This window comes from Alcanivorax sp. MD8A, from assembly GCF_002888555.1.
In the GTDB taxonomy this organism is placed as follows: domain Bacteria; phylum Pseudomonadota; class Gammaproteobacteria; order Pseudomonadales; family Alcanivoracaceae; genus Alcanivorax.
On the sequence record NZ_AQOQ01000047.1, the window covers coordinates 1 to 19,875 of the forward strand.

The following is a 19,875-nucleotide window of genomic DNA, read 5'->3' on the forward strand; positions in this document are numbered from 1 at the left end:
GCGACGCTCCTACAAAGAAACCGATCCGCTCTCTGCGCCCTGGTGATGCCACCTGTGGGAGCTTGCCTGCAAGCGATTCTCTCCCCCATCGCCTGCAAGCAGGCTCCCACACAAAAATAGAGAACACCCGACAAGGAGCGCGATGATGCGCTACGCTCCTACGGCAAGCTATCGGGCTTCTCCCTCAAATCCGCGATGAACCAAAAAAAAAACGGGTACCCGAGGGGGGTACCCGTCAAAAGACACCACTAAGGGGTTAGCGGTGTGCGCTACAACACTGTTTGGTGCTCAGTCGGCCTTTTTCTTGCGCGACTGACGCTTAACCGGTGCCTTGTCTTCCGCATCATCCAGTGCCCTGGTGAGCTCTTGCACCCGTTTTTCCAGCTCTTCCACTTCACGTTTGTTAGGCAAGCCCAAGCGGGACAGCGCCTTGTTCAAACGATCATCGAAGGCCTTCTCCATCTTTTCCATGGTTTCGCCGGTGTGATGACGAACCCGTTCCTTTATTTCTTCGACCCGGGACTCGGTCTTGTCCTTGGTCTGCTTTTCCACTTCACGCCCGGCTTCAACCAAGGCATCGAAAAAGCCACTACCCTCTTCTTCCGCGCGAGCGAAAGCGCCCAAACCGGCCAGCCAGATCTGGTGGGTATACTTGCGAATGTCTCTAGACGCCCCTGTCAGGGCTTTCAACGGGCTGACGCGCCCTTCTTTTTCGTTCTGATTATCGGACATGGTCCAAACTCCCGAAGGCAATTCCACGAGCGAATGCAGCGGGAAAACAACACACAACATCGTCAACGCGGAGAGAAGTATAAGAGGGTGACACTGAAGGGTGGCAGTTTTCTGTCAGACAATCGTTCAAGACAGAATCAAGCGCCTACATTTTATCCGTATTTGTTACCTTTGCGGCTCGTCGTCGTCATCCCGGTTCGGCCGGCGCCCGCCAATCAGGCCCACACCACGCGCCAAATCCATGGCCCGGTCACGAATCACCTCCCGGGAACGGCCAGTGAGCAGGTCGACAAAACGCTTTCGCAAACGCTCTTCCAGCCGATCTGCCCCCTCTTCCAGACGACGATCAATCTTTCGCTCGATTCTGGGGCCAAGAATGAAGTGCCCTACCAACCCCAGAACCAGTAGCGTTAGCAGAGATGACGCTACTGCAGCTGCAAATAACAACCACCCCAGTGTGGTGACGTCGATCTGCAGCGTTTCCACTTATGATACCCCGAACATGAACACCAGCTGGAAGACCCCGGCCATGGCGCCGAGGAAGCCCCCCACCACAATGAGGATCCACTCGTCTTCCTGAAATGCCGGCCGCAACAGATCCTGGAATTCCCCGGAGCTAAGCGCCTGCATGCGTTCGGACATGATTTTTTCGACGATGGCACCACGTTCGCGGTTGAAGCCCTGATCCTCAAATGGCTCGACGGCAAGATCCACCGCTTTCTCTTCTACCGCTTTTTTCAGGTCTGCATACCCTTCCGGTCCAACCGTGAGCTGAGCAGCCGTGCGCACAACGCCACCATTGAGCAACGGCTTGAGGTGCCGTTTGATGAGGGCCTTGGTGCGGTCGCCGCGGGGCCCATTCACCACCTGGTACATGATATTGCGCAGGGTGATCACTTCTTCAGTGGACAGGCGGGCAAACGACTCTGCCACATCTTTCTGACGTTTCAGGAACAGGCCCTGAATCCGGAAAGGGCCAACCTTCACCGGGTTAAGCGGACGGAAAATCAGGTTCAACGCCAGCCAGTTGGTCGCAATCCCGACAAGAAATCCAAAAAGCGGCAACACCCAGTTACTGGGCATCAGGATAAACACCGGCACCTGAATCAGACCAAACAGAAACCCGAAGTACAGTCCCGAGTTGGTCACGAAGCGGAATTCCGGATCACCCACTTCGCGGAACATCTGCACCATGAGCTGCTTGTCTTCGCTCATCTGGGTGACAACCATGTGCTTCATGTCCACCAGGCTGTCCAGATTACGGCTGATGTCATCGACCACATTGTCCATCACCGCAGGGATGGCACGGCGAGCACGGCTGTAGACCCGCTTGCGCACCAGCAAGGGGAGGTTCTCCCACAGCACTGCGTTGCGCTCGGTCATTACCTCATCGGTGTATTCTTCGATACGGGATTGAATGGTCCGGGTAAGGTGAGCAGCGATCTTCTCGGGTTCCATTTCCCGGAAGAATTCGTCCAGACTGCCGAGTTTTGACAGCGCCTTGTCGACGACGATGCCAGCCATTTTTTCCACTTTGGAAGGGATAATCCCCTGCCAGCCAAAAAACGGGCGGATCCCCAGAAACTCCAGGGGATAGAAGGTCATTTGCACGGCCATCCAGTTGGTTGTCCAACCAACGGCACCGGCAATAAACGGGATACTGACGTACTTCCAGAAATCCGGGTACGAAAGCAACGATTCCAGCATTTAAAAACTACTCCCCTCCAAGGGCCACCGTACTGTACAGACAGTGTGCCAAGGCAAACAGGTCCCGCTTTCTGCCATCCCGGTCAATAAAGCCAATGTTGTTTATTTATGAAAGTGCATAGTATAGGGAGCTGTCTTCCCAAATATAAGCAAGATAACGTAATTTTTAGAAACCGGGTGGACGCGAATAAGCCATTCGCGCACCAATTCAGGACAGGAAACCCCGTCGTTTATGCCTCAAAGTGGTAGTTTTCCCCAGCTCATTGTGCTTGGTGGACTGGAGAGTGCCCTTAACCAGGCGCTTACCGGCACCCAGACCGGGCGCGAAAAACTCGCAGCCTTGCACGGCACGGTTGTGCGCGTGCGTGCCGAGCGGCCGCTGTGGGTTTTGTATGTCCTGATTTATGAGGACGGGGTTGAACTGCTGACCGACTACGAAGGTGCCGTGGATGTTCGGGTCCGGGCCCCGCTGGGCGCACTGGTGCACTGGTTGTTTGCCCGCGAGCCGCTTTCTGATCAATCCGCCATCCGCGTTAATGCCAGCGACGAGCATCTTGCTCGCCTGAATGACCTGATCGAAACCTTCAGCCTGTGGCCACTTATCCGCAATTGGCTCGACGACCATGTCCGCCTAAAGGAACTGCTAGGCCTGCTGCGTCGTGAAGACCCGGTCTGGCTGGAGAAACTGGCCACTCTGCCAGCCGATGTGGGACAGCTCGCGGAGCAGGTAGCTCGCCAGCAGCTTTTGCAGGAAGACATCCTTGAGGAATTGCAGCAACTGCGCGGCGACCTGAAGCGGGCCCGCCGCCTTGATCAGTTCTTTAGCCTGACAGGCATGCTGCTGATCCTGTTCTCGGTCCTGAAAACGGCAGGCCTGTGGGAAACCAGCTGGCATGCCCTGCAACAAGATACGCTCTCGCTAGCCATGCTCAGCCTGGGCATTGCCTGCCTTGTGGCTCGGCTCATTCCGGGAAAACGCTAATCCCGGTCCTTGCGAGGGCTGCCGAAAATCTGGCTAAGTCGTTCACTCACCAATTCGGCACCCGTACGGGCAAGGCTGCGGCTGGCACCCTCCAGCACCTCCCGTGACGGTAAATTACGCACGCCTTCCACCAACCCGCGACGCACCCCCTCTTCCACTCGCTCGGAAATCACCTGGGCGGCGTTTTCTACCTGTTCGTCCAGCTCCCTCTGGAGGTTATTGCGAAGGCGAGGCTGAAAATAGAAGTGCCCCCACAACGCAACGACAATCAATGTAATCAGCGAACTGCTGATGGCAGTGGCAAGCATCCAGAAAACGGACATGGTCCTGACCTCAATCGGGTTTGGAACGCCGGAGTCATGGCTACGCCCTGTGCGTAACAAAGGCCGGCATTGTTGTTAAATAAAGTATGCACCTCATGCCAACCCACAGTGAAGGGATTAAAGTGAACACTCGTCGGCAGGACGCCGGCGCATTCCGACACAAAGCGAAGGAGCGCATCTTACCGTGAGGTTAAAAGGTGCCAATGACTGTCGCGACAAGAACAAAAAGCCAGGAAAGTCATAGTCAGTTAGCCATTCGACAAGCCCTCTCCCTGTGCCGCCGACATGAACAACCCATCAGTCTGCTGGCCATCGAGCTCTCTGAAGTGGCCGCCCTCTCTGTCGAGATTGGCCAGGACCGAACCCAGGCCGTTGCCATGCATGTAGGTCGCATCCTCAACAGCCATAAACGCTGCGAAGATATATTGCTGCGCTATGCCAGCGGCAACATCATGCTCGCCATCCTTCCGGCCACCTCTGCCAGCGGCGCACGGGCCGTGGCCGAACGACTGCTGTCCCATTTCAAACAGCCATTGCAGATGGATGAATTCCAGATAGAGGTACCTTTGCGCGTTGGCGTTCATACTTCTCAGGACAACCGACAGATCACAGCCAACCGGCTGGTCAACGATACGGTCAAACTGCTGCGGCAGCCGGCATCGCACGATGCCATCCTGTTATCACCGCAAACCCAGACGCTCCTTGCCAACAGCACGCAAGCAAGCACCGAACCCGACATCGTTAATGAACTGCTCCAACAGCAACAGGACAACAGCGCAAGCGCGTTTATTGACACGCTCATGCCTGCGCTCACCGCCATGGCAGAGGAAGACAGAATGGTTCTGGTGGACCGGCTGCTGGATCTTTCTACCCGCACGCCATCACGGCTTGCGTGCCAGTAACACTGCCCGGCGTGGGGCCGGGTACCCTTCACGGGTTCGGGTCGGGTCATCCGGGTCAAGAAAGTCTGGCAGGGACTGAAAACGCATCCACGGCGTGGCGTGCTGCTCTTCCACAGTGGTTACGGCTTCGTCAACACAACGTACATCGGTAAAGCCACAGCGCTCCAACCAGCGTGTCAGCATGGCCACCGACGGCAGGAAAAACACATTGCGCATCACCGCGTAACGATCTTCCGGCATCAGCACGGTGCGCTCATCGCCTTCCACCACCAGGGTTTCCAGCACCAGCTCCCCTCCGGGAAAGAGCGCTCCCTTCAATTCCAGAATATGGTCCAATGGTGATCGGCGGTGATACAACACCCCCATGGAAAACACCGTATCGAAATTCTGCTGCTCCGCAGGCAATTCTTCCATTCGCAGCGGCAAAAACCAGACAGGAACCTCCGGCGCGTATCGCTTCACCGCAAGATACTGGACAAGAAACAGGATGGTCGGGTCGATCCCCACGACCTGACTCGCCCCCTCTGCAGCCATGCGCCAGCAGTGATAACCACTACCACACCCCACATCCAGTACACGGCGCCCGTCGAGCGGCGAAAGATGCGGCGCAACCCGCTGCCATTTCCAGTCAGACCGCCATTCGGTCTCCACCTGCACGCCAAAAAAGTTGAACGGCCCCTTGCGCCAGGGGATCAGCCCTTCCAGCGCGGCTTTCACTCCTTCAAGGGGATGCTCACCCGATTCACCAAGTGTCAGGGTGTCTGCGCCAAGCTGGTGGAACGCAGGCCCCGGCGGCAAGGCCTGCAACGCGGCCATCCAGCGCGACAGATCCCCATGGGGCTTGTCGATTAACCGGGACCGGGTCAGCGCCAGCAGGGTATCTCGTGTTGACGGTGAGAACGTCTCTCCCAGCGCTTGCCCGCATTCATCAAGATAACGTTCGAGCATCAACGCACCGCCAACAGAGACATGAAATTAAAGCAACGAAACCAGACATGGATCTGACGATAACCCGCCTGCCGAAGCCGCGCCTCGTGAGCGGCCAGGGTTTCCGGTATCAACACGTTTTCCAGCGCATTACGCTTCTGGCTGATTTCCAGCTCCGAGTAGCCATTGTTTCGTTTGAACGCATGATGCAACTCGATCTGCTGGGCATCTTCCTCAGCCTCTTCGAAACGGATTTTTTCCGACAGCACCAGAATCCCTCCGGGTACCGTCGCCTCCGCCAGGCGCCGAATCAGATCATCACGCTGCGCCAGCGGAATAAACTGCAAGGTGAAATTCAACACCGCCATGGAGCAGGGGTCGAACGACAGGGACGCTACATCCGCCTCAGTCAACGTGACCCGCTCGGCCAACCCTGCCTCCCGCAGCAGGACACCTGCCTGCTCAATCATGGCCGGGGAATTATCCACCGCCACGATGGGCACCCCAACCTCACGGGTCAGTGCCGCCATGGCCGTCGTCGCAGCCCCCAGCGAACTGCCAAGGTCATACAGACAGGTGCCGGCCTGGGCGTAGCGCGCCGCCAGCACCCCGATCATGTCGATCATGGTGGGATACCCGGGCACCGAACGCCGAATCATATCGGGAAACACCTTTACGACGGTTTCATCGAAGGAAAACCGGGCCACCTGATCATGGGCCGTGGCGTAGATGCGATCCTGCTGGTCTGACATAGCAATCCTGGATAACGGTCAAGGGCGCGATTATAGCTGCCTGATCCCCTGCTGTTGAGGGCCGCCCGATTAGCGCCTTATCGCAGCGCAAACACCGCCACTGTGACACCCGCGGAACCACACAGGAGTCTGACGTCCAGCCAGTCGCACATCTTGTCGTCCCGGGTGAACCATAAAAAAGCCCGGCAGAGCCGGGCTAAAAGAATACAGAAAACAACAAAGGGTTATTTGAGACTCAGGCGCAGGTTCGGATTGAAGTCTTCGTCCGCCAGGTCATCCAGATAGGCATTCACGAATTCCCGGGTATCCACACTACCCCGCTCTCCCAGACGAGCCATGGCTTCACCCAGGCTCAGGGGTTGGCCATCCAGATTGACGGTAGTGCCAGACAGGCTCAGCCCCATATCAATAACGGCGTATTCGAGGTTCTCGGCATGCATGCCATTCACCATATGGCTGAGTACGGTCTGACCGTCAGCGCAAGATACGGACAGCAGCTCTGCGCCGGCGGTCAGCGCCACTTCGCCACTTTCGATCATTTCGTCAACCAGTGCACCGTAAGCGCTTTCCTGGCTGGCGGCCTGACAAAGACGGCTGGCGCTACCTGAAGTCAGTTGGGCCTGTGACACGGATGAAACGGCAGCCAGCAACAACACCATCAACGTACGCATGTGGGATCCCTCGAACCACGATGAAAGAATGAGCGAATTATACGAACAAATAGTTACCTTTGGTAACCGCAATCCTGTAAAAAGGTTTAAATTGTATGACAATCCAGTCCTTTTTTCGTATCCAGGGTGTCACATAACCGTCATTCCCGGTGACTACCCTTTGCCGGGTCGGTCAGGGAACGATTCGGCACAACCTTTGCTTGGCCTTTCAAGTGTATTGGGAATAGCAGTGAAACCGTCTCATCCCGCTGATGTCAGGAGTCCTGAAGTATGACTAGCGAAGCAATCCCTGTCGTATCCCCCCCCGTACGACTTGTCCCATCGCTGCCGCTGCTTGCCCCCGGTTTGAGTGGCAGCGGCCTGCTAATGGTCACCGACGTTCGTCTGCAATTGTTGGGCATGGCACTGTTTTATGGCGGGTTACTGTTGGCCGCCGCCGGAACCGCACATCACGTAATCGCGCGCCAGCCCCTTTCCGGAACACTGACCGCCATGCTGCTGCTTTTTGTGGCAACCTTGAGCATGTCTCCTGCACTGCCAGAATCAGTGCAGGATGTATTGGTCGTACTCCTCCCGTAGGACGACAGGAAATTCAGGGGTTCACACCCAGGAAGTCGGATAACGCCCGTTGTAATGCAGCCAACGACAGCGGTTTGATCAGCTGACCGGACATCCCCGCTTCGCGAATCGGCCCCGCCTGCTCTGCAACTGCGTGAGCACTCAGCGCCAGAATCAGGCAGGGCTCCCAGCGCTCACGGCGCTCCAGATTGCGGATCTCCCTGGCGCAGCGAAAGCCATCCATGACCGGCATATCCAGATCCATCAGGACCAGATCAAACCCGCCTTCCGCAGCATGATAGGACTCCAGCGCCAAAGCACCGTCTGCCGCGATGTCGATCTGATTCACCCCCAGTCGTTCCAGATATCCCCGGGTCACCATCTGGTTGACCGGGTTGTCCTCTGCCACCAGCACCCGCAACTCTGCAGTACGCTCCGGCACCTGCCGCCGCGTGAGCACAGGAGGAACCGACATGGATGCCCCGCTGAACAGCAGCAGCAGCTCATGCACCGTCAACACAGAGCGTCGCAGCAGGGACACCCTGTCTGGCAGGCCCTCCGGTTTTTCGTAACGCATCCCCACCAGTAGCACCACGTGGATATCCGGGCACTGGCTCGCCGCCACCGCCAACTGCTCCTCCAGCACCGTCAAGGGAGGCAGCCCATTCACCAGCAGAATTGGCGCCCCCTTCGTGGCATCAAGTTCTGGCAGGGGCGCCCCCGGAACGAGAGTCTTGATGGCGGCAAAGCGGGGATCGTCATTCAACCAGTCCCGCAAGCTGCCCTGATAGTCCCACAGCCAGGCAGGGGGGGCCGGTACTTGAGCCATGGGCACCGCATCCTGCTCTACCGGCAACTGGATCGAGAAGCTGAATCGTGCCCCTTTGCCAGGGGCGCTCTTCACACTGATCTCGCCGCCCATGAGCGCGACCAGCTCACGGCTGATAGACAGCCCCAGTCCGGTGCCACCATAGTGACGGGCCGTGTCCGGTGAGGCCTGGGAAAAACGTTGAAACAGACGAGACTGCTCCTCCGGGCTCAGGCCAATGCCGGTATCGGTGACCGCGAACGTCAGCAGAGGCGTCTCGCCAGCGTTCTTGCGGCTGGAAAGGGTCAATACCACCCTGCCTCTGCGGGTAAACTTCACCGCATTGCCCAGCAAGTTGATTAGCACCTGACGCAGACGAATGGCATCCCCCACCACCACCGAGGGGCAAAGCTCATCCACATCCAGCACGACGACGGTGTCGTTATCGCTGGCCTGCAGGTTGAACATCTGGGCGCATTCCACCATCAACGATGGCAAATCAAATGGTTCCGCCACCAGGTCCAGTTTGCCGGCTTCAATCTTGGAATAATCCAGCACGTCGTTGACCAGGGTATTCAGGGTACGCCCGGCCGTTTCGATCAAACCGATGTATTCCTGCTGCCGGGGCGACGGGCTCGTTTCGCGCAGCAGTTCAGCCAGACCGATCACACCGTTAAGTGGAGTGCGGATCTCATGGCTCATGCGGGCCAGAAACAGGTCCTTGGCCCGGTTCTCGGCCCGTGCGCGAATGGCCCTCGAATTGTAGCGATACAGCATCAAGGCCAGCCCCAGCAACATCGCATACAGCAACATCACGGCGGCGATCTGCAGGGTATTGCGGCGCAATTGCTGGTCGAGATTGACCTGATGAAGACGGCTTGCCAGCAGTACCAGCATTTCTGACATACCGGACAGGGAGTGCATGGCACGGTGGCCGCGATCATAGGCCTCTTCCCAGTCCAGCTCCACCCGAGGGGCCAGAATCATGCCCTCCTCAACCCAGCCCAGATAGCGCTGAACTTCGGTTTGCACCAGATGCCACTGTTGCTGCAGACGCACCGCCCCAGTACGGGCGACCAGCGCCTTGATCTCACTGTCGATGATGGTGAGCTGGTGGTTCAGCTGCTGCCAGGCGTTTTCGAGACGCCGGGCATCGTTGTCACCCAGGTATCCACCCCGAAAGCTGACATACAGGGCAAGTGCACGGATCAGGCCGATATTTTCCCGCGCCACCCGGAAAGACCCCAGCGGCAAGGACAGCACTTCATTGGGCCCCAGGCCCTGATTATTGGACAACTCGGACACAAACAACAGGGTGGACAACGCATTACTCAGACGTTCGTTCACCTGATTCACGTTATCAAATGGCCCCACCACATCTTCGAGCGGGATACCGGTTTTGACCGTTAACGTCGACCAGGCCTCACCCAGCAATGCAGCCTGCTCGTTAAGTCCGGGGACATCCCTTAACCGTGCATTGAGCAAAAAAACCTGCAAGCGACTGGCTGCCCGTGCCTGACTCAGGTTGTAACGGGAAAGAATGTCCGGGTGCTGGGTATGAATGGTGACCGCCGCCAGATCGCGCATATCACTCAGCGGATCGAGCGCCGCCAGCCCTTCCTGAAACAGCGCCAGATCATCAGCCGCCGCCGCATGGGTGTGCTGCACCGCCAAACGCTGCTGCACCATCATGAAGACGGCGATAACAAACGGCACAGAGATCAGAGCCACCAACATGGCCACCGCCTGCCCACTCTGCAATCCACTTTGTGATGGTCTTTCCATCAACCTGTCCCGAAAAGGGGTGTACATAGGGAATCTCTGACTCGCTCCTTGCATACCCAATGTACCTTCAAAAGCGCGCCCTTCTCTGCCCTTTGGCCTTCGAGGGGGCGAACAGACTGAGCACGCAAGGAGCAAGTCCGAGGTCTCCCTAGTTTGCCACCACTCAACACCATGAACACGCGAAACCCAAGCGGCTACTGTAAAACGTTGCTACAACGTTCCGGTGCTTCTGTTCCGTGTTGTGCTAACCTCGTGCCAATTATGACTGCCTTCACAACGTCGACTGCACCGATGAAAACAACACTATGCCGCTCAGGCCGTGTAACTCTTTTGCTGGCATGCCTGCTGACGCTGCTGCTGGCCGGCGGCTGCGCCACCCCGCCTGAAAGCAAAGATGAAGGTTCACTTCACGCCCAAAAGCTCAACAAACTCAAAACCAGCACCGATGCCAAACCCAACCTGCCTCAAAGCCTGACCGCTGCGCCGGCTGAACTGGAGCACTATTCGTACCCGCAAAACCTGGCGGGAATGACCTTTAGCGGCGAGATCAGTTCCGCGCATGCCCGCACATTCCGCTATCAGCACCCGGACAATCAGGAATCGCTCTATATCATTCTCAGCGCTCTCCCCGCCGGTTGGCAGGAAATGGACCAGAACCGTTCAGTGGCCAGCTTCTACAGTGAAATCCGCCAGCGGCGGGTGCAACGGGCCCTGAGCAACCCGGCCAATGCCCTGTCGATTCTCAATGAAACGCTGGTCGACCTGGAGGGCTCCCCCTCCGCACAGGTACAAATGCGCTGGATCGAACCCGGTAAACCGGTGCAAAACCAGGCCCTGCTGATCACCCGTGATGCCAATGTATTCATTCGCATCAATAATGCCAGCTATCAGCAAAATACCCGCTGGCTGCTGCAACAAACCAAACGGGCACTGGCCGAATTTCGTGCAGCCCAGAGCGCACCAGAAGCCCACAAGAGTGGCGCGCCGGCCCCTTAGTCCTCGTTCGACAAGCAAGCCAACAACGACTGCGCTACACTCGCACCTACTTCTGCCCGCCCCACTGGCCTCTGCTCGCATGACATCCTCGACCTTTTCCCCCATCCAACCTGCGTCCGTCGACTGGCAAGACAACACCCCCGTCGCGACAGCTTATGATGACCCCTACTTCTCCCGGCAGGATGGCATGGCGGAAAGCCGCTACGTATTTCTCGAAGGCAATCGGTTGCCTGACCGATTCGCCGCCCTCTCGCCCGGAGATCTCTTCGTGGTGGGGGAGACCGGCTTTGGTACCGGCCTTAACTGTCTGCTCGCAGCGCAGCTTTTTTTGCAAACCGCACCGAGCCAGGCACACCTGCACCTGGTCTCGGTAGAAAAACACCCGCTGACACTGGACGATATGCACACCGCTCTGGCGCACTGGCCGGAACTGTCGCCACTGTCTCGCGCCTTGCTGGCCGAGTATCCCCCTGCCACCCCCGGCCAGCATCGGCTCAAACTTCACCCCAATATCAGCCTGACGCTGCTCTACGGCGAGGCCGAGCGGTGCTGGCCTCTCTTCCGGCACCCTGTCGACGCCTGGTTTCTGGACGGTTTTGCCCCCGCCTGCAACCCTGATATGTGGCAACCGGCCCTGTTCGCCCAAATGGCCAGACTCAGCCAGCCGGGAAGCACCTTGGCCACCTTTACTGCGGCAGGTTTTGTCCGCCGCGGCCTGCAGGAAGCCGGCTTCGAGATGAAAAAGCACAAGGGCTTTGGGCACAAGCGACACATGCTGATCGGGGAAATCCACCACGCGACTCCTGATCCCACCCCGACCTCAGCGCCCAGCGTCATCGTCGTCGGTGCCGGGCTTGCCGGTGCTACCACCGCTCACGCTCTGGCGGAGCGCGGTTGTAAAGTCACCGTGCTAGACGCCGATGGCATCGCCCAGCACGCCTCCGGAAATCTGGCCGGAGTGGTCTACAGCACTCCCAGTGCCCACCTGACCCCGCAAAACCGCTTCTACCAGCAAAGTTACAGCCACGCCTTACGCTGGTTAGCGCGCCAGGCATTTCCGCGTGACGAGACAGATGGACAACTCAACGGTGTCCTCCAGCACTATGTGGATGACAAGCAGCGGGAGAAACTGACCCAGGCCATGGAAACAGGGGCCTGGCCCTCTGCCTTGCTCATCGCAAAGGGGCAGCACACAGCCGAGCTGGTGGGGGGCGGCTATCTTCGACCGGCGCGATGGTGTCAGCACTTGCTGAACCACGACAACATTCGCATCGAACAAGCGCGCGTCATCGCGGTACACGAAGGCAAGCCCGCGACGGCCACATTGGACAATGGGGAAGACCGGCAAGCCGATGCCATTGTGCTATGCACCGCAGCCAACACCGCAACCCTGCCAGGCCTGCAGTGGCTACCACTCAAACTGATTCGGGGACAGGTGAGCTACTGTCAGGCCACCGACGCCTCCCGCCTGTGGCAGCAGGCACAATGCCATGGTGGGTACCTGACCCCGGCTCTGGATGACCTGCATTGTGTCGGCGCCACCTTTGATCTGCACAATGACAGCCCCGTGGCCAGCGAGCAGGATGATCAGGCCAATCTGGCACAGCTTCAGCGCTATCTTCCCCAGCGATGGCTGGAGCTGGGTGGCGAACATATCCACATCGTGGACCGTCGCGTGGCTTTCCGGTGCCAGAGTATCGATTTCCTGCCCCTGTGCGGTCCCCTGCCCGTTGCCACCGATAACCCCCACCGCTCTGCTACTGGCCTGTATCTGAATCTGGCCCATGGCAGTCGCGGCATTACCGGCACCCCCTTATGCGCCGACCTGATTGCCGATCTGATCTGCAATCATCCACTGCCTGTGGACCAACAACTGGTTGACGCCCTCGCGCCAGACCGGTTTATTGTGCGCAAACGTAAAAAACAATCAGGATGGACACCATGAACCTCGTCAGCTTGCCGATCACCGCCGTCTACGCCGCCCTGTGCGGTTTTCTTGTCATCGCCCTGGCTGCCAACGTGGTGCGTTTTCGCCTGGGCAAGAAAGTGTCGCTGGGGGATGGCGGTCACAAAGATGTGAACCGCGCCATTCGCGCCCACGGCAACACCATGGAATATGTGCCACTGGCGCTGCTGCTGATGGCCCTGCTGGAAATCAACGGCGGCGGTGACACTGCCCTGCATATCTATGGCGCCCTGTTACTCGGAGGTCGCCTGCTCTATGCCTACGGCATGCTGGTGCCCAAAAGCAGCGCCAACCCACCCCGCCAACTCGGCATTCTAACCAGCTGGATTGTGATTCTGGCGGCCGGGGTGCAGTTGCTGATCATCTAAAGACAGCTGCGAGCTTCGAGCCACGAGTCGCGCCAGAACTCGATACGTTTTTAGCATCTGTTCCGCGCCTCGCCGCTAGAAGCTCGCAGCTCATAGCTTGTTTTTTCACTATTCACTGTTAACTGTTCACTGATTTTTATGCCCCTCATCGTTCCCTGGAAAGACATCCCCGCCGACACCCTCGACAACCTGATCGAGGAATTCGTCACCCGTGATGGCACCGACTACGGCGACACCGAAATCCCCACCGCCACCAAAGTGGAGCAGGTCCGCCAGCAGCTCAAACGAGGCGAAGCATTTGTCGTGTTTGATGAAACGACCGAGAGTGTGGGGGTGATGGGAAAGGAGCAGGCTGATGAGGCAGTTAACAGTGAATAGTTAACAGCGTCGCGAAAGCGACCTGGGGTTGATCAACGTATGAGGCCGCGCTCAGATTCTGGGCGCGGCCTCATACGTTCAAGAACTAAAAAGGTTGCTCGCGCAACTGTTCACTATTCACTGTTAACTGTTAACTCAAGAAATCGCCCCCTCACGCGCCCACTCACACCTCACCCTCAAGGGCATGTCTGAGGGCTCGTGATAAACGTCGGCGCTGTCCCAGACAAAGGTGTGGAAGCCGGAAAGTTCGGTCTCCAGATGCACGACGGCGTTGACCCAGTACATGCTCTTGAGCAGCGATTCGAACTTGGCGATCCAGTGTTCCCATTCGTATTCCACCGCACGGTAAGACATGCCAAAGTGAATTACCTGGGTCTGGAAGGTGCCCCCCATCAGATCATCGCCCGGCACGGAAAACATTTCGCGACAAAGAAACGGCCACTCATCCGCCTGGGGTAACTGGCGTATGGCACGACGGTTCTGAAAGCAGCTGGCCTTGCGCTCCTGCAAAGAGCCAAACGGCAAATGCTTGATGCAGCCGTAAACGATGGACTCGTTATCCAAAAAACACCCCGACGAACAGAATCAAGCGACAAGCTTACCGTGACCCGACCACAAAAATACAGGGACTGGCTCGCTTTTCCCTTCGCATCCCATGTTTGTGCGATTGCCTGTTTTCCAATTGCCCGCAGCCGTGCCCGAACGGTGGGCGAGGGATACGCAAGATTGTATGAGTTCCCGACAGGACAGAATACCTCCTCCAAAAAAACGGGCGCCAATGGCGCCCGCTTTTGGAACAGCACTCAACCTTAAAGGTGGATACCACACTCCGTCTTGTTGTTGCCCTTCCAGCGACCTTCGCGGCCTTCACCCTTAAAGGTACAATGGCTGCAACCGATGGAGTCATAGCCTTCTTCCACCAGTGGGTGAAACGGCAGGTCATGCTCGCGGATGTAATCGTCGCGTTGCTCCTTGGTCACGTCGATCATCGGGTTGAACTTGATCATCCCGCGACGCTCTTCAAAGATTTCCAGGCCAGAACGATGCTCGGTGGTCCAGCCCATCAGGCTGGAAATCCACAAGTCATAGTTTTCCTTGGCCTCTTCCAGCGGAGTGACCTTGTTCACCTGACAGCACAGATCAGGGTCGGTCTCCCACATACGGTTTTCCTGTGAAACCTGGTGGTGATCCGGGTCTGGCTTCACATCAATAACGCTCAAGCCAAATCGTTCAACCAGATAGTCCTTGTACTCCAGCGTCTTGTCGAAATGGTAGCCGGTATCAATGAAATGGATCGGCTGCTGCGGACGAATGCTGGAGATGATATGCAGGAAATAGGCGGAGGTGGCGGCGAAAGAAGACGTCACCATAATCCGCTCAGGGGGAAAGTCCTGATATACACGACGGATACGCTCTTCAAAGCTCAGCGAACGATAGACACGGTTCAGCTCCGCCAGGGTGTCCTTCGACAGGCCCGCCGTGTTGTCACCAAAACGTGTAATCAGCTGTGCACTACCCATGATCTTTCACTACCTCAAAACAGGATTTGCGAGGGGTCATCATAGGGGGCCAGAGAATATAATAAAGGAATATATGGTGATACTTTTATTCCATTAATGAATATGCGTGCTCTCCCCCGGCACTGTCGATGCCATGTCGCTACGGGACCATATAGATCCATATTTGCATATAAAGATCAGGCGATGTCGGCTGCCTCTCCCCCTGGAACGAGAACCGGTTCACCCTGAATCGTCTTTTAACAATTCCGGTCGAACTTGTGGCGTGAGGGCGGTCGGACCGTGCAGGCACCGGTGAAACATCACTGGTACATCGCTTCCCTTATTTTGGAGGGGAGTATCTGACAAGGAGATGAACCATGAATAAACGGATGACAACCCTCGGCGCCCTGCTGCTGTCTGCCACCTTCGCCGCCACAGCCTCTGCCCAGCAACCAGGCAACCCGGGCAGCCCCAACGCTGCAACGTCGCAGCAGCACCCCCCCATGCAACAACAGGCCCCCATGCAACAGCCTGACCTGCCCAAGGCCTCCGAGTTTTCCAACAAGGATCTGGAAGCCTTCGCAGATGCCCAGCAAGAAATGGGTGAAATCCAGCAGAAGTACTCCGACAAGTTGATGTCGAAGAAAGACCAGCCTGAAGAAGCCATGAAAGTGCAACGCGACGCCCAGAAGGAAATGGTGCAAGCCGTGAAAGACAGCGGACTGGAACTGAAGACCTACAACCAGATCGCCCAACTGGCGCAATACGACGCGGACTTCCGTGCCCGCATCCAGGAAATGATGTAAGCCAGAGACAACAACGCCGGCTTTTGCCGGCGTTGTTATTCGTGCGATCAACCGGTCGGGCTATTACAACCGGAATACCGCACCCAGCACATAGCGACGTCCATCCAGTGTCGAGCTGTAGCCATCTTCGATGGTGATTTCCTTGTTCTCCACGTTATAGACACCAAAGTTGAAGCTCATGTCCTGCTTGGGCGTGAAATTCAGACCCACGTCGTAGTAGTAGTAAGCATCATGCACGGAATCCGGATCGAGATCCGTGGTGGCATTCCCTCGCACCACCAGCAGATTGCCAGACGTCTCACCCCGGTAGTTGATCTGCGACCACAGGCCAAGACGGTTAGTCACCTCCCAGTTCAGTGACGCATTGAACATGTGCTTGGGATTATCGTTGAGCGGAACCCCTTGCTGCTCACCATCAGCGTACTCGCTTTCGGTATAGGTGTAGTTATGGCGATACAGCAGGTTATCGAGGATACGATAGTCCAGCGTATGCTCGATCCCTTTCAGCTGTGCCTCATCCAGGTTGACCGTGGTCGTATAGCCATTCGGGTTCGCTGGATAGGTGGTCCCGTTGTAGTCACACTCGACATTGGGCTGGCAGATACGATCCGTACGAGTCAGCTTGTTCTCGTAATCGGTCTGGTACAGCGTGATACTGGTATTCAGGCCCATTTCCCGGTTGTCGAAGATAAAGCCAAACTCCTGGTTAAGACTGGTTTCCGGCACCAGATCCGGGTTACCCAGACGTACACCTCCACGGGAGTTCATACCAAACTCAGGCGAAGCCGAGCGCAAGTCGGCCACTTTGAAACCACTGGTTACGCCACCTTTCAGAATGAAAGAGTTGGTCAGGTGATACACCAGATAGGCTTTGGGTGATACTTCATCGCCGAAATCTTCGTTCTTGTCATAACGGCCACTCAAGGTCAGCGCCAGGCTGGGGGTAATCGCCCACTCGTCTTCCAGGTAAGCCGCCCAGTGGTAGCGTTCCAGAATTTCGTCCGGGTTCATGGTGTTCACTTCACCACCGTCTTCCAACTCTTCCAGCTTGTAATTAAGCCCACCGGTTACGGTGTGACGGCTCAGGAAGGTCGTCGCTTGAGTGTTCACCGACAGCACGGAGCTTTCCACATCACTCATCCGGTTGGCCGAATCATCATAGTTGATGTAGGAATTCCAGATCATACGATCATAGTTACCTTCGTGGGTCACGAAGTAGGTTTCACGCACTGAACGGCTATAGTTCACATCGCTGTCAGCATCCGTGGCGTTAGGATCCAGACTGACTCCAGCACGGCGGGAGCGTTCACCCTGGAAGAAGTTATTGCCCAGCGTGAAAACGTTGTGCTCATTCAGGTTGTAAGCGAACTTGGTGCCGAAGTCCTTCTGCTTGTACTCCGGAGTAGAGCCATCGCCCACATAGGTGCTTTCGTCCACGCTCTGGAAGCCACCGGTAAACTGCATGGACATCTTGTCTTGAACCAGCGGCGCATTGACGACCAGGCTGCTCTGGAAGCTGTCAGTGCTGGTGGTGCTGTCGGCATCTGCCAGCGTCGCCTGGGTGGACACACTGCTGCTCCACTCATTGAGCACCTTGCGGGTGATGATGTTGACGATCCCGCCCATGGCATCGGTGCCGTAAAGTGAAGACGACGGCCCGCGAATAACCTCGATCCGCTCAATAGCTTCCACCGGCGGCAGCAGATTGACACTGTTGCCCCCGACGGTGCCCCGAAACAGGTCAAAGGCGTCACCACCGGCAATCGGCCGACCATCGATCAGGAACAGGGTATACTCAGGCGCCATGCCACGGATGGAAACACCCTGCTCGACACCGCTGCCGACTATATTGACACCCGCCACATTACGCAGCGCATCGGTAATATTGGTATAGGACTTGTCGCGAATTTCATCGCCGGTGATTACCGACATAGTGGCAGGGGCTTCATTGATGTTCTGCTCGAAACCGGCCGCAGACACCACCACAATAGAATCCAGCTCATTCGCTTCCTCTGCGTGAGCTCCCCCGGCAATCGCGGCAGCAACCAGGACGCTCAGGGCCCGTTTGGGAAAAGAAGACGACCGCAGGGGATCAGCATTTCGGCAAGTAAAAGACATTTCAGGCTCCCAAAATTAAAACAACGCTGGTTGTTACCCACCCGAAGCCCGCTCGCTCGTCGTTCCCCATCTGGCTAAATCAGGCTTTTTGTTGTGGAGGGTTTGCCAGCAACCCGGGTGGATACACCCGACAGGAGCCGAATGATATTCGTTACTATTTGCAAATAAAGTCAATTTACATTCTATACAGGGTCTGCCGCAGGCAGGCTGATATGCACACGCAAGCCCGGGTGGGCGTTTTCTGCCCACATATCTCCATCCAACCGGTGCACCGCTCGGCTGGCGATACTCAACCCCAGCCCGAACCCACTCCGATCACGAGCCGCATCCAGCCTGACAAAAGGTGCGAAGATCGCTTCAAGGCTGGACTCCGGCACACCGGGCCCCTGATCCGTTATGGTCAGATGCCAACGGCCTGCCCGGGGTCTACCGACCAGCGACACCTCCCCCCCCTCAGGAGAATGACGCACGGCGTTGCGCACCAGGTTTTCAAATACCTGGGCCAGGGCATTGAGATTCCCCTTGATGGCAGCCCCCTCTGGCAGGTCAACGGGAAAACGGGATAACGGCCAGTCACTTTCAAAGCCCGCGTTCTCGGTGACCATGTCCCACAAGGCAGCCACCGGGATCGACTCCAGGCTGTCTGCCGACGCAGTGTCCTGCCAGCCCAGTGCAAGGGTGTCGTCCACCAGGGTGCGCATGCGTTCCAGTTCTGCTGCCACCCGTTCGCGCAACGATGCCTCATCCAGCGGCCCTTCCAGTGCAACGGCAAGGCGACTCAACGGGGTACGCAGCTCATGAGACATGTCGTTGAGCAGCTGGCGCTGGGTGGCCAGCATGGCAGACACCTGCTCAGCCATGTGGTTGAAGCTGCGGGCCAATTCACCAAATTCGTCCGGACGATCGGCCAACGGGGAAGCCACCCGGGCATCCGCATCATCCTTGAATCGCAGCACCTGTCGCTGCAGGGCAAGCAAGGGCAACCGCGCACGCCAGAACAGGAGCAGCCCAAGAATCAGTGCCGAGAAGGTCGGCACCCCAACCAACAGCAAATTTTCGAACAGCGGCCAGTTCTGGCCGGGACGATAGCGGGGAGGCAGCTGCATAATCAGCCTGCCCTGCTCCGGCACCGTCGGAAACAACAACCCGATGTAGGGCATATTGGCGCCGTAGCGGAAACTCATTCGGCCATTGATACCGCGTTGGAAACGCAGCCCTGAACGCTCGCTTTCCGTCAGTGGGGTGCCACTGAGGGACTGGTCCCGGTCGTTGACCACCATGATGTCGCCACTTTCGCGGTGGCGCATGACCGCCAGCCAAGCCGCCACCCCCGGCTCTCCCCCCGTCAGCCAAGCCTGCTCTGCCTCACGGGCATAGCCATGCAGCACCTGCTTGCCATCTTCATCCAGCCGCTGGGCGTTATTGCGTAGCTCGCCGGTGAGCCAGACACCAAACACCATGGTTGCCACCGCGGTGGCAACCAGCACCAGCGCCAGGCGCCAAAGCAGGGAGAAACGTCGAAAAGTCTTGAGCATCTAGGGAGCCTCTGAATAACGCCTTGCGTGCCTAGTCTTTCAGGCTGGCTCGCCCCCTCTAT

At 57.4% G+C, this 19,875-nt stretch carries 20 protein-coding genes; 8 read left to right on the forward strand and 12 right to left on the reverse strand.

Annotation, left to right across the window (positions count from 1 at the left end; translation table 11 throughout):
* Positions 1 to 288 precede the first annotated feature (288 nt).
* From A15D_RS15910 to A15D_RS15920, 3 genes are all read right to left on the reverse strand, one after another.
* Positions 289 to 732, reverse strand: coding sequence for a phasin family protein (locus A15D_RS15910; RefSeq protein WP_102792736.1), 444 nt, complete (start codon positions 730 to 732; stop codon positions 289 to 291).
* Between the two features lie 165 nt (positions 733 to 897).
* Positions 898 to 1,218, reverse strand: coding sequence for a hypothetical protein (locus A15D_RS15915; RefSeq protein WP_102792737.1), 321 nt, complete (start codon positions 1,216 to 1,218; stop codon positions 898 to 900).
* The gene (locus A15D_RS15920) at positions 1,219 to 2,439 is read right to left on the reverse strand and encodes a DUF445 domain-containing protein (RefSeq protein ID WP_102792738.1); all 1,221 of its coding nucleotides are present in this window, start codon (positions 2,437 to 2,439) and stop codon (positions 1,219 to 1,221) included.
* A gap of 232 nt (positions 2,440 to 2,671) precedes the next feature.
* Here A15D_RS15920 and A15D_RS15925 point away from each other — a divergent pair, with 232 nt between their 5' ends.
* Positions 2,672 to 3,421: an SCP2 sterol-binding domain-containing protein gene (locus tag A15D_RS15925; protein WP_102792739.1), complete on the forward strand. Its 750-nt coding sequence runs from the start codon at positions 2,672 to 2,674 to the stop codon at positions 3,419 to 3,421.
* Here A15D_RS15925 and A15D_RS15930 read toward each other — a convergent pair.
* Positions 3,418 to 3,744, reverse strand: a complete 327-nt coding sequence (locus A15D_RS15930) for a hypothetical protein (protein ID WP_102792740.1) — start codon at positions 3,742 to 3,744, stop codon at positions 3,418 to 3,420. The two genes, A15D_RS15925 and A15D_RS15930, sit on opposite strands and share 4 nt — an antisense overlap.
* 203 nt (positions 3,745 to 3,947) lie before the next feature.
* Here A15D_RS15930 and A15D_RS15935 point away from each other — a divergent pair, with 203 nt between their 5' ends.
* Entirely contained in the window at positions 3,948 to 4,646 is a 699-nt protein-coding gene (locus A15D_RS15935; RefSeq protein WP_102792741.1) for a diguanylate cyclase domain-containing protein, read from the forward strand.
* Here A15D_RS15935 and cmoB read toward each other — a convergent pair.
* From cmoB to A15D_RS15950, 3 genes are all read right to left on the reverse strand, one after another.
* On the reverse strand, positions 4,626 to 5,594 hold the full coding sequence (gene cmoB / locus A15D_RS15940; RefSeq protein WP_102792742.1) for a tRNA 5-methoxyuridine(34)/uridine 5-oxyacetic acid(34) synthase CmoB: 969 nt from the start codon (positions 5,592 to 5,594) through the stop codon (positions 4,626 to 4,628). The genes A15D_RS15935 and cmoB overlap by 21 nt on opposite strands.
* Complete coding sequence (gene cmoA, locus A15D_RS15945; protein ID WP_102792743.1) at positions 5,594 to 6,325, reverse strand: carboxy-S-adenosyl-L-methionine synthase CmoA; 732 nt, start codon at positions 6,323 to 6,325, stop codon at positions 5,594 to 5,596. Before cmoA ends, cmoB begins: the two co-directional genes overlap by 1 nt.
* Positions 6,326 to 6,549: 224 nt before the next feature.
* Positions 6,550 to 6,996 carry a hypothetical protein gene (locus tag A15D_RS15950; RefSeq protein WP_102792744.1) on the reverse strand — a complete coding sequence of 149 codons (447 nt, stop codon included), beginning with the start codon at positions 6,994 to 6,996 and terminating at the stop codon, positions 6,550 to 6,552.
* A 270-nt stretch (positions 6,997 to 7,266) separates the two neighbouring features.
* Here A15D_RS15950 and A15D_RS15955 point away from each other — a divergent pair, with 270 nt between their 5' ends.
* On the forward strand, positions 7,267 to 7,575 hold the full coding sequence (locus A15D_RS15955; protein ID WP_102792745.1) for a hypothetical protein: 309 nt from the start codon (positions 7,267 to 7,269) through the stop codon (positions 7,573 to 7,575).
* A gap of 13 nt (positions 7,576 to 7,588) precedes the next feature.
* Here A15D_RS15955 and A15D_RS15960 read toward each other — a convergent pair whose 3' ends face one another.
* Positions 7,589 to 10,147 (reverse strand): ATP-binding protein, encoded by a 2,559-nt coding sequence (locus tag A15D_RS15960; RefSeq protein WP_233192274.1) that lies wholly within the window; start codon positions 10,145 to 10,147, stop codon positions 7,589 to 7,591.
* Positions 10,148 to 10,438: 291 nt separating this feature from the next.
* On the opposite strand from A15D_RS15960, the gene A15D_RS15965 reads away from it, so the two are divergent.
* The 4 genes from A15D_RS15965 to A15D_RS15980 all read left to right on the forward strand — a co-directional run bounded on the left by A15D_RS15965 (position 10,439) and on the right by A15D_RS15980 (position 13,855).
* The gene (locus A15D_RS15965; protein WP_146026907.1) at positions 10,439 to 11,143 is read left to right on the forward strand and encodes a hypothetical protein; all 705 of its coding nucleotides are present in this window, start codon (positions 10,439 to 10,441) and stop codon (positions 11,141 to 11,143) included.
* Positions 11,144 to 11,222: 79 nt separating this feature from the next.
* The gene (gene mnmC / locus A15D_RS15970; protein WP_102792748.1) at positions 11,223 to 13,088 is read left to right on the forward strand and encodes a bifunctional tRNA (5-methylaminomethyl-2-thiouridine)(34)-methyltransferase MnmD/FAD-dependent 5-carboxymethylaminomethyl-2-thiouridine(34) oxidoreductase MnmC; all 1,866 of its coding nucleotides are present in this window, start codon (positions 11,223 to 11,225) and stop codon (positions 13,086 to 13,088) included.
* Positions 13,085 to 13,477: an MAPEG family protein gene (locus A15D_RS15975; protein ID WP_102792749.1), complete on the forward strand. Its 393-nt coding sequence runs from the start codon at positions 13,085 to 13,087 to the stop codon at positions 13,475 to 13,477. Before mnmC ends, A15D_RS15975 begins: the two co-directional genes overlap by 4 nt.
* 138 nt (positions 13,478 to 13,615) lie before the next feature.
* Positions 13,616 to 13,855 (forward strand): YheU family protein, encoded by a 240-nt coding sequence (locus A15D_RS15980; RefSeq protein ID WP_102792750.1) that lies wholly within the window; start codon positions 13,616 to 13,618, stop codon positions 13,853 to 13,855.
* A 135-nt stretch (positions 13,856 to 13,990) separates the two neighbouring features.
* Here A15D_RS15980 and A15D_RS15985 read toward each other — a convergent pair whose 3' ends face one another.
* A complete protein-coding gene (locus A15D_RS15985) occupies positions 13,991 to 14,419 on the reverse strand; it encodes a hypothetical protein (RefSeq protein WP_102792751.1) in 429 nt (142 codons plus the stop codon).
* A gap of 245 nt (positions 14,420 to 14,664) precedes the next feature.
* Positions 14,665 to 15,375: a phosphoadenylyl-sulfate reductase gene (locus A15D_RS15990; RefSeq protein ID WP_102792752.1), complete on the reverse strand. Its 711-nt coding sequence runs from the start codon at positions 15,373 to 15,375 to the stop codon at positions 14,665 to 14,667.
* A gap of 356 nt (positions 15,376 to 15,731) precedes the next feature.
* Between A15D_RS15990 and A15D_RS15995 the strand changes: the two genes are divergently transcribed.
* Entirely contained in the window at positions 15,732 to 16,160 is a 429-nt protein-coding gene (locus A15D_RS15995) for a DUF4168 domain-containing protein (RefSeq protein WP_102792753.1), read from the forward strand.
* Between the two features lie 63 nt (positions 16,161 to 16,223).
* Here A15D_RS15995 and A15D_RS16000 read toward each other — a convergent pair whose 3' ends face one another.
* Both A15D_RS16000 and A15D_RS16005 read right to left on the reverse strand, forming a co-directional pair.
* Positions 16,224 to 18,278, reverse strand: a complete 2,055-nt coding sequence (locus A15D_RS16000; RefSeq protein ID WP_102792754.1) for a TonB-dependent receptor domain-containing protein — start codon at positions 18,276 to 18,278, stop codon at positions 16,224 to 16,226.
* A gap of 182 nt (positions 18,279 to 18,460) precedes the next feature.
* On the reverse strand, positions 18,461 to 19,813 hold the full coding sequence (locus tag A15D_RS16005) for a sensor histidine kinase (protein ID WP_102792755.1): 1,353 nt from the start codon (positions 19,811 to 19,813) through the stop codon (positions 18,461 to 18,463).
* Positions 19,814 to 19,875: the final 62 nt, after the last annotated feature.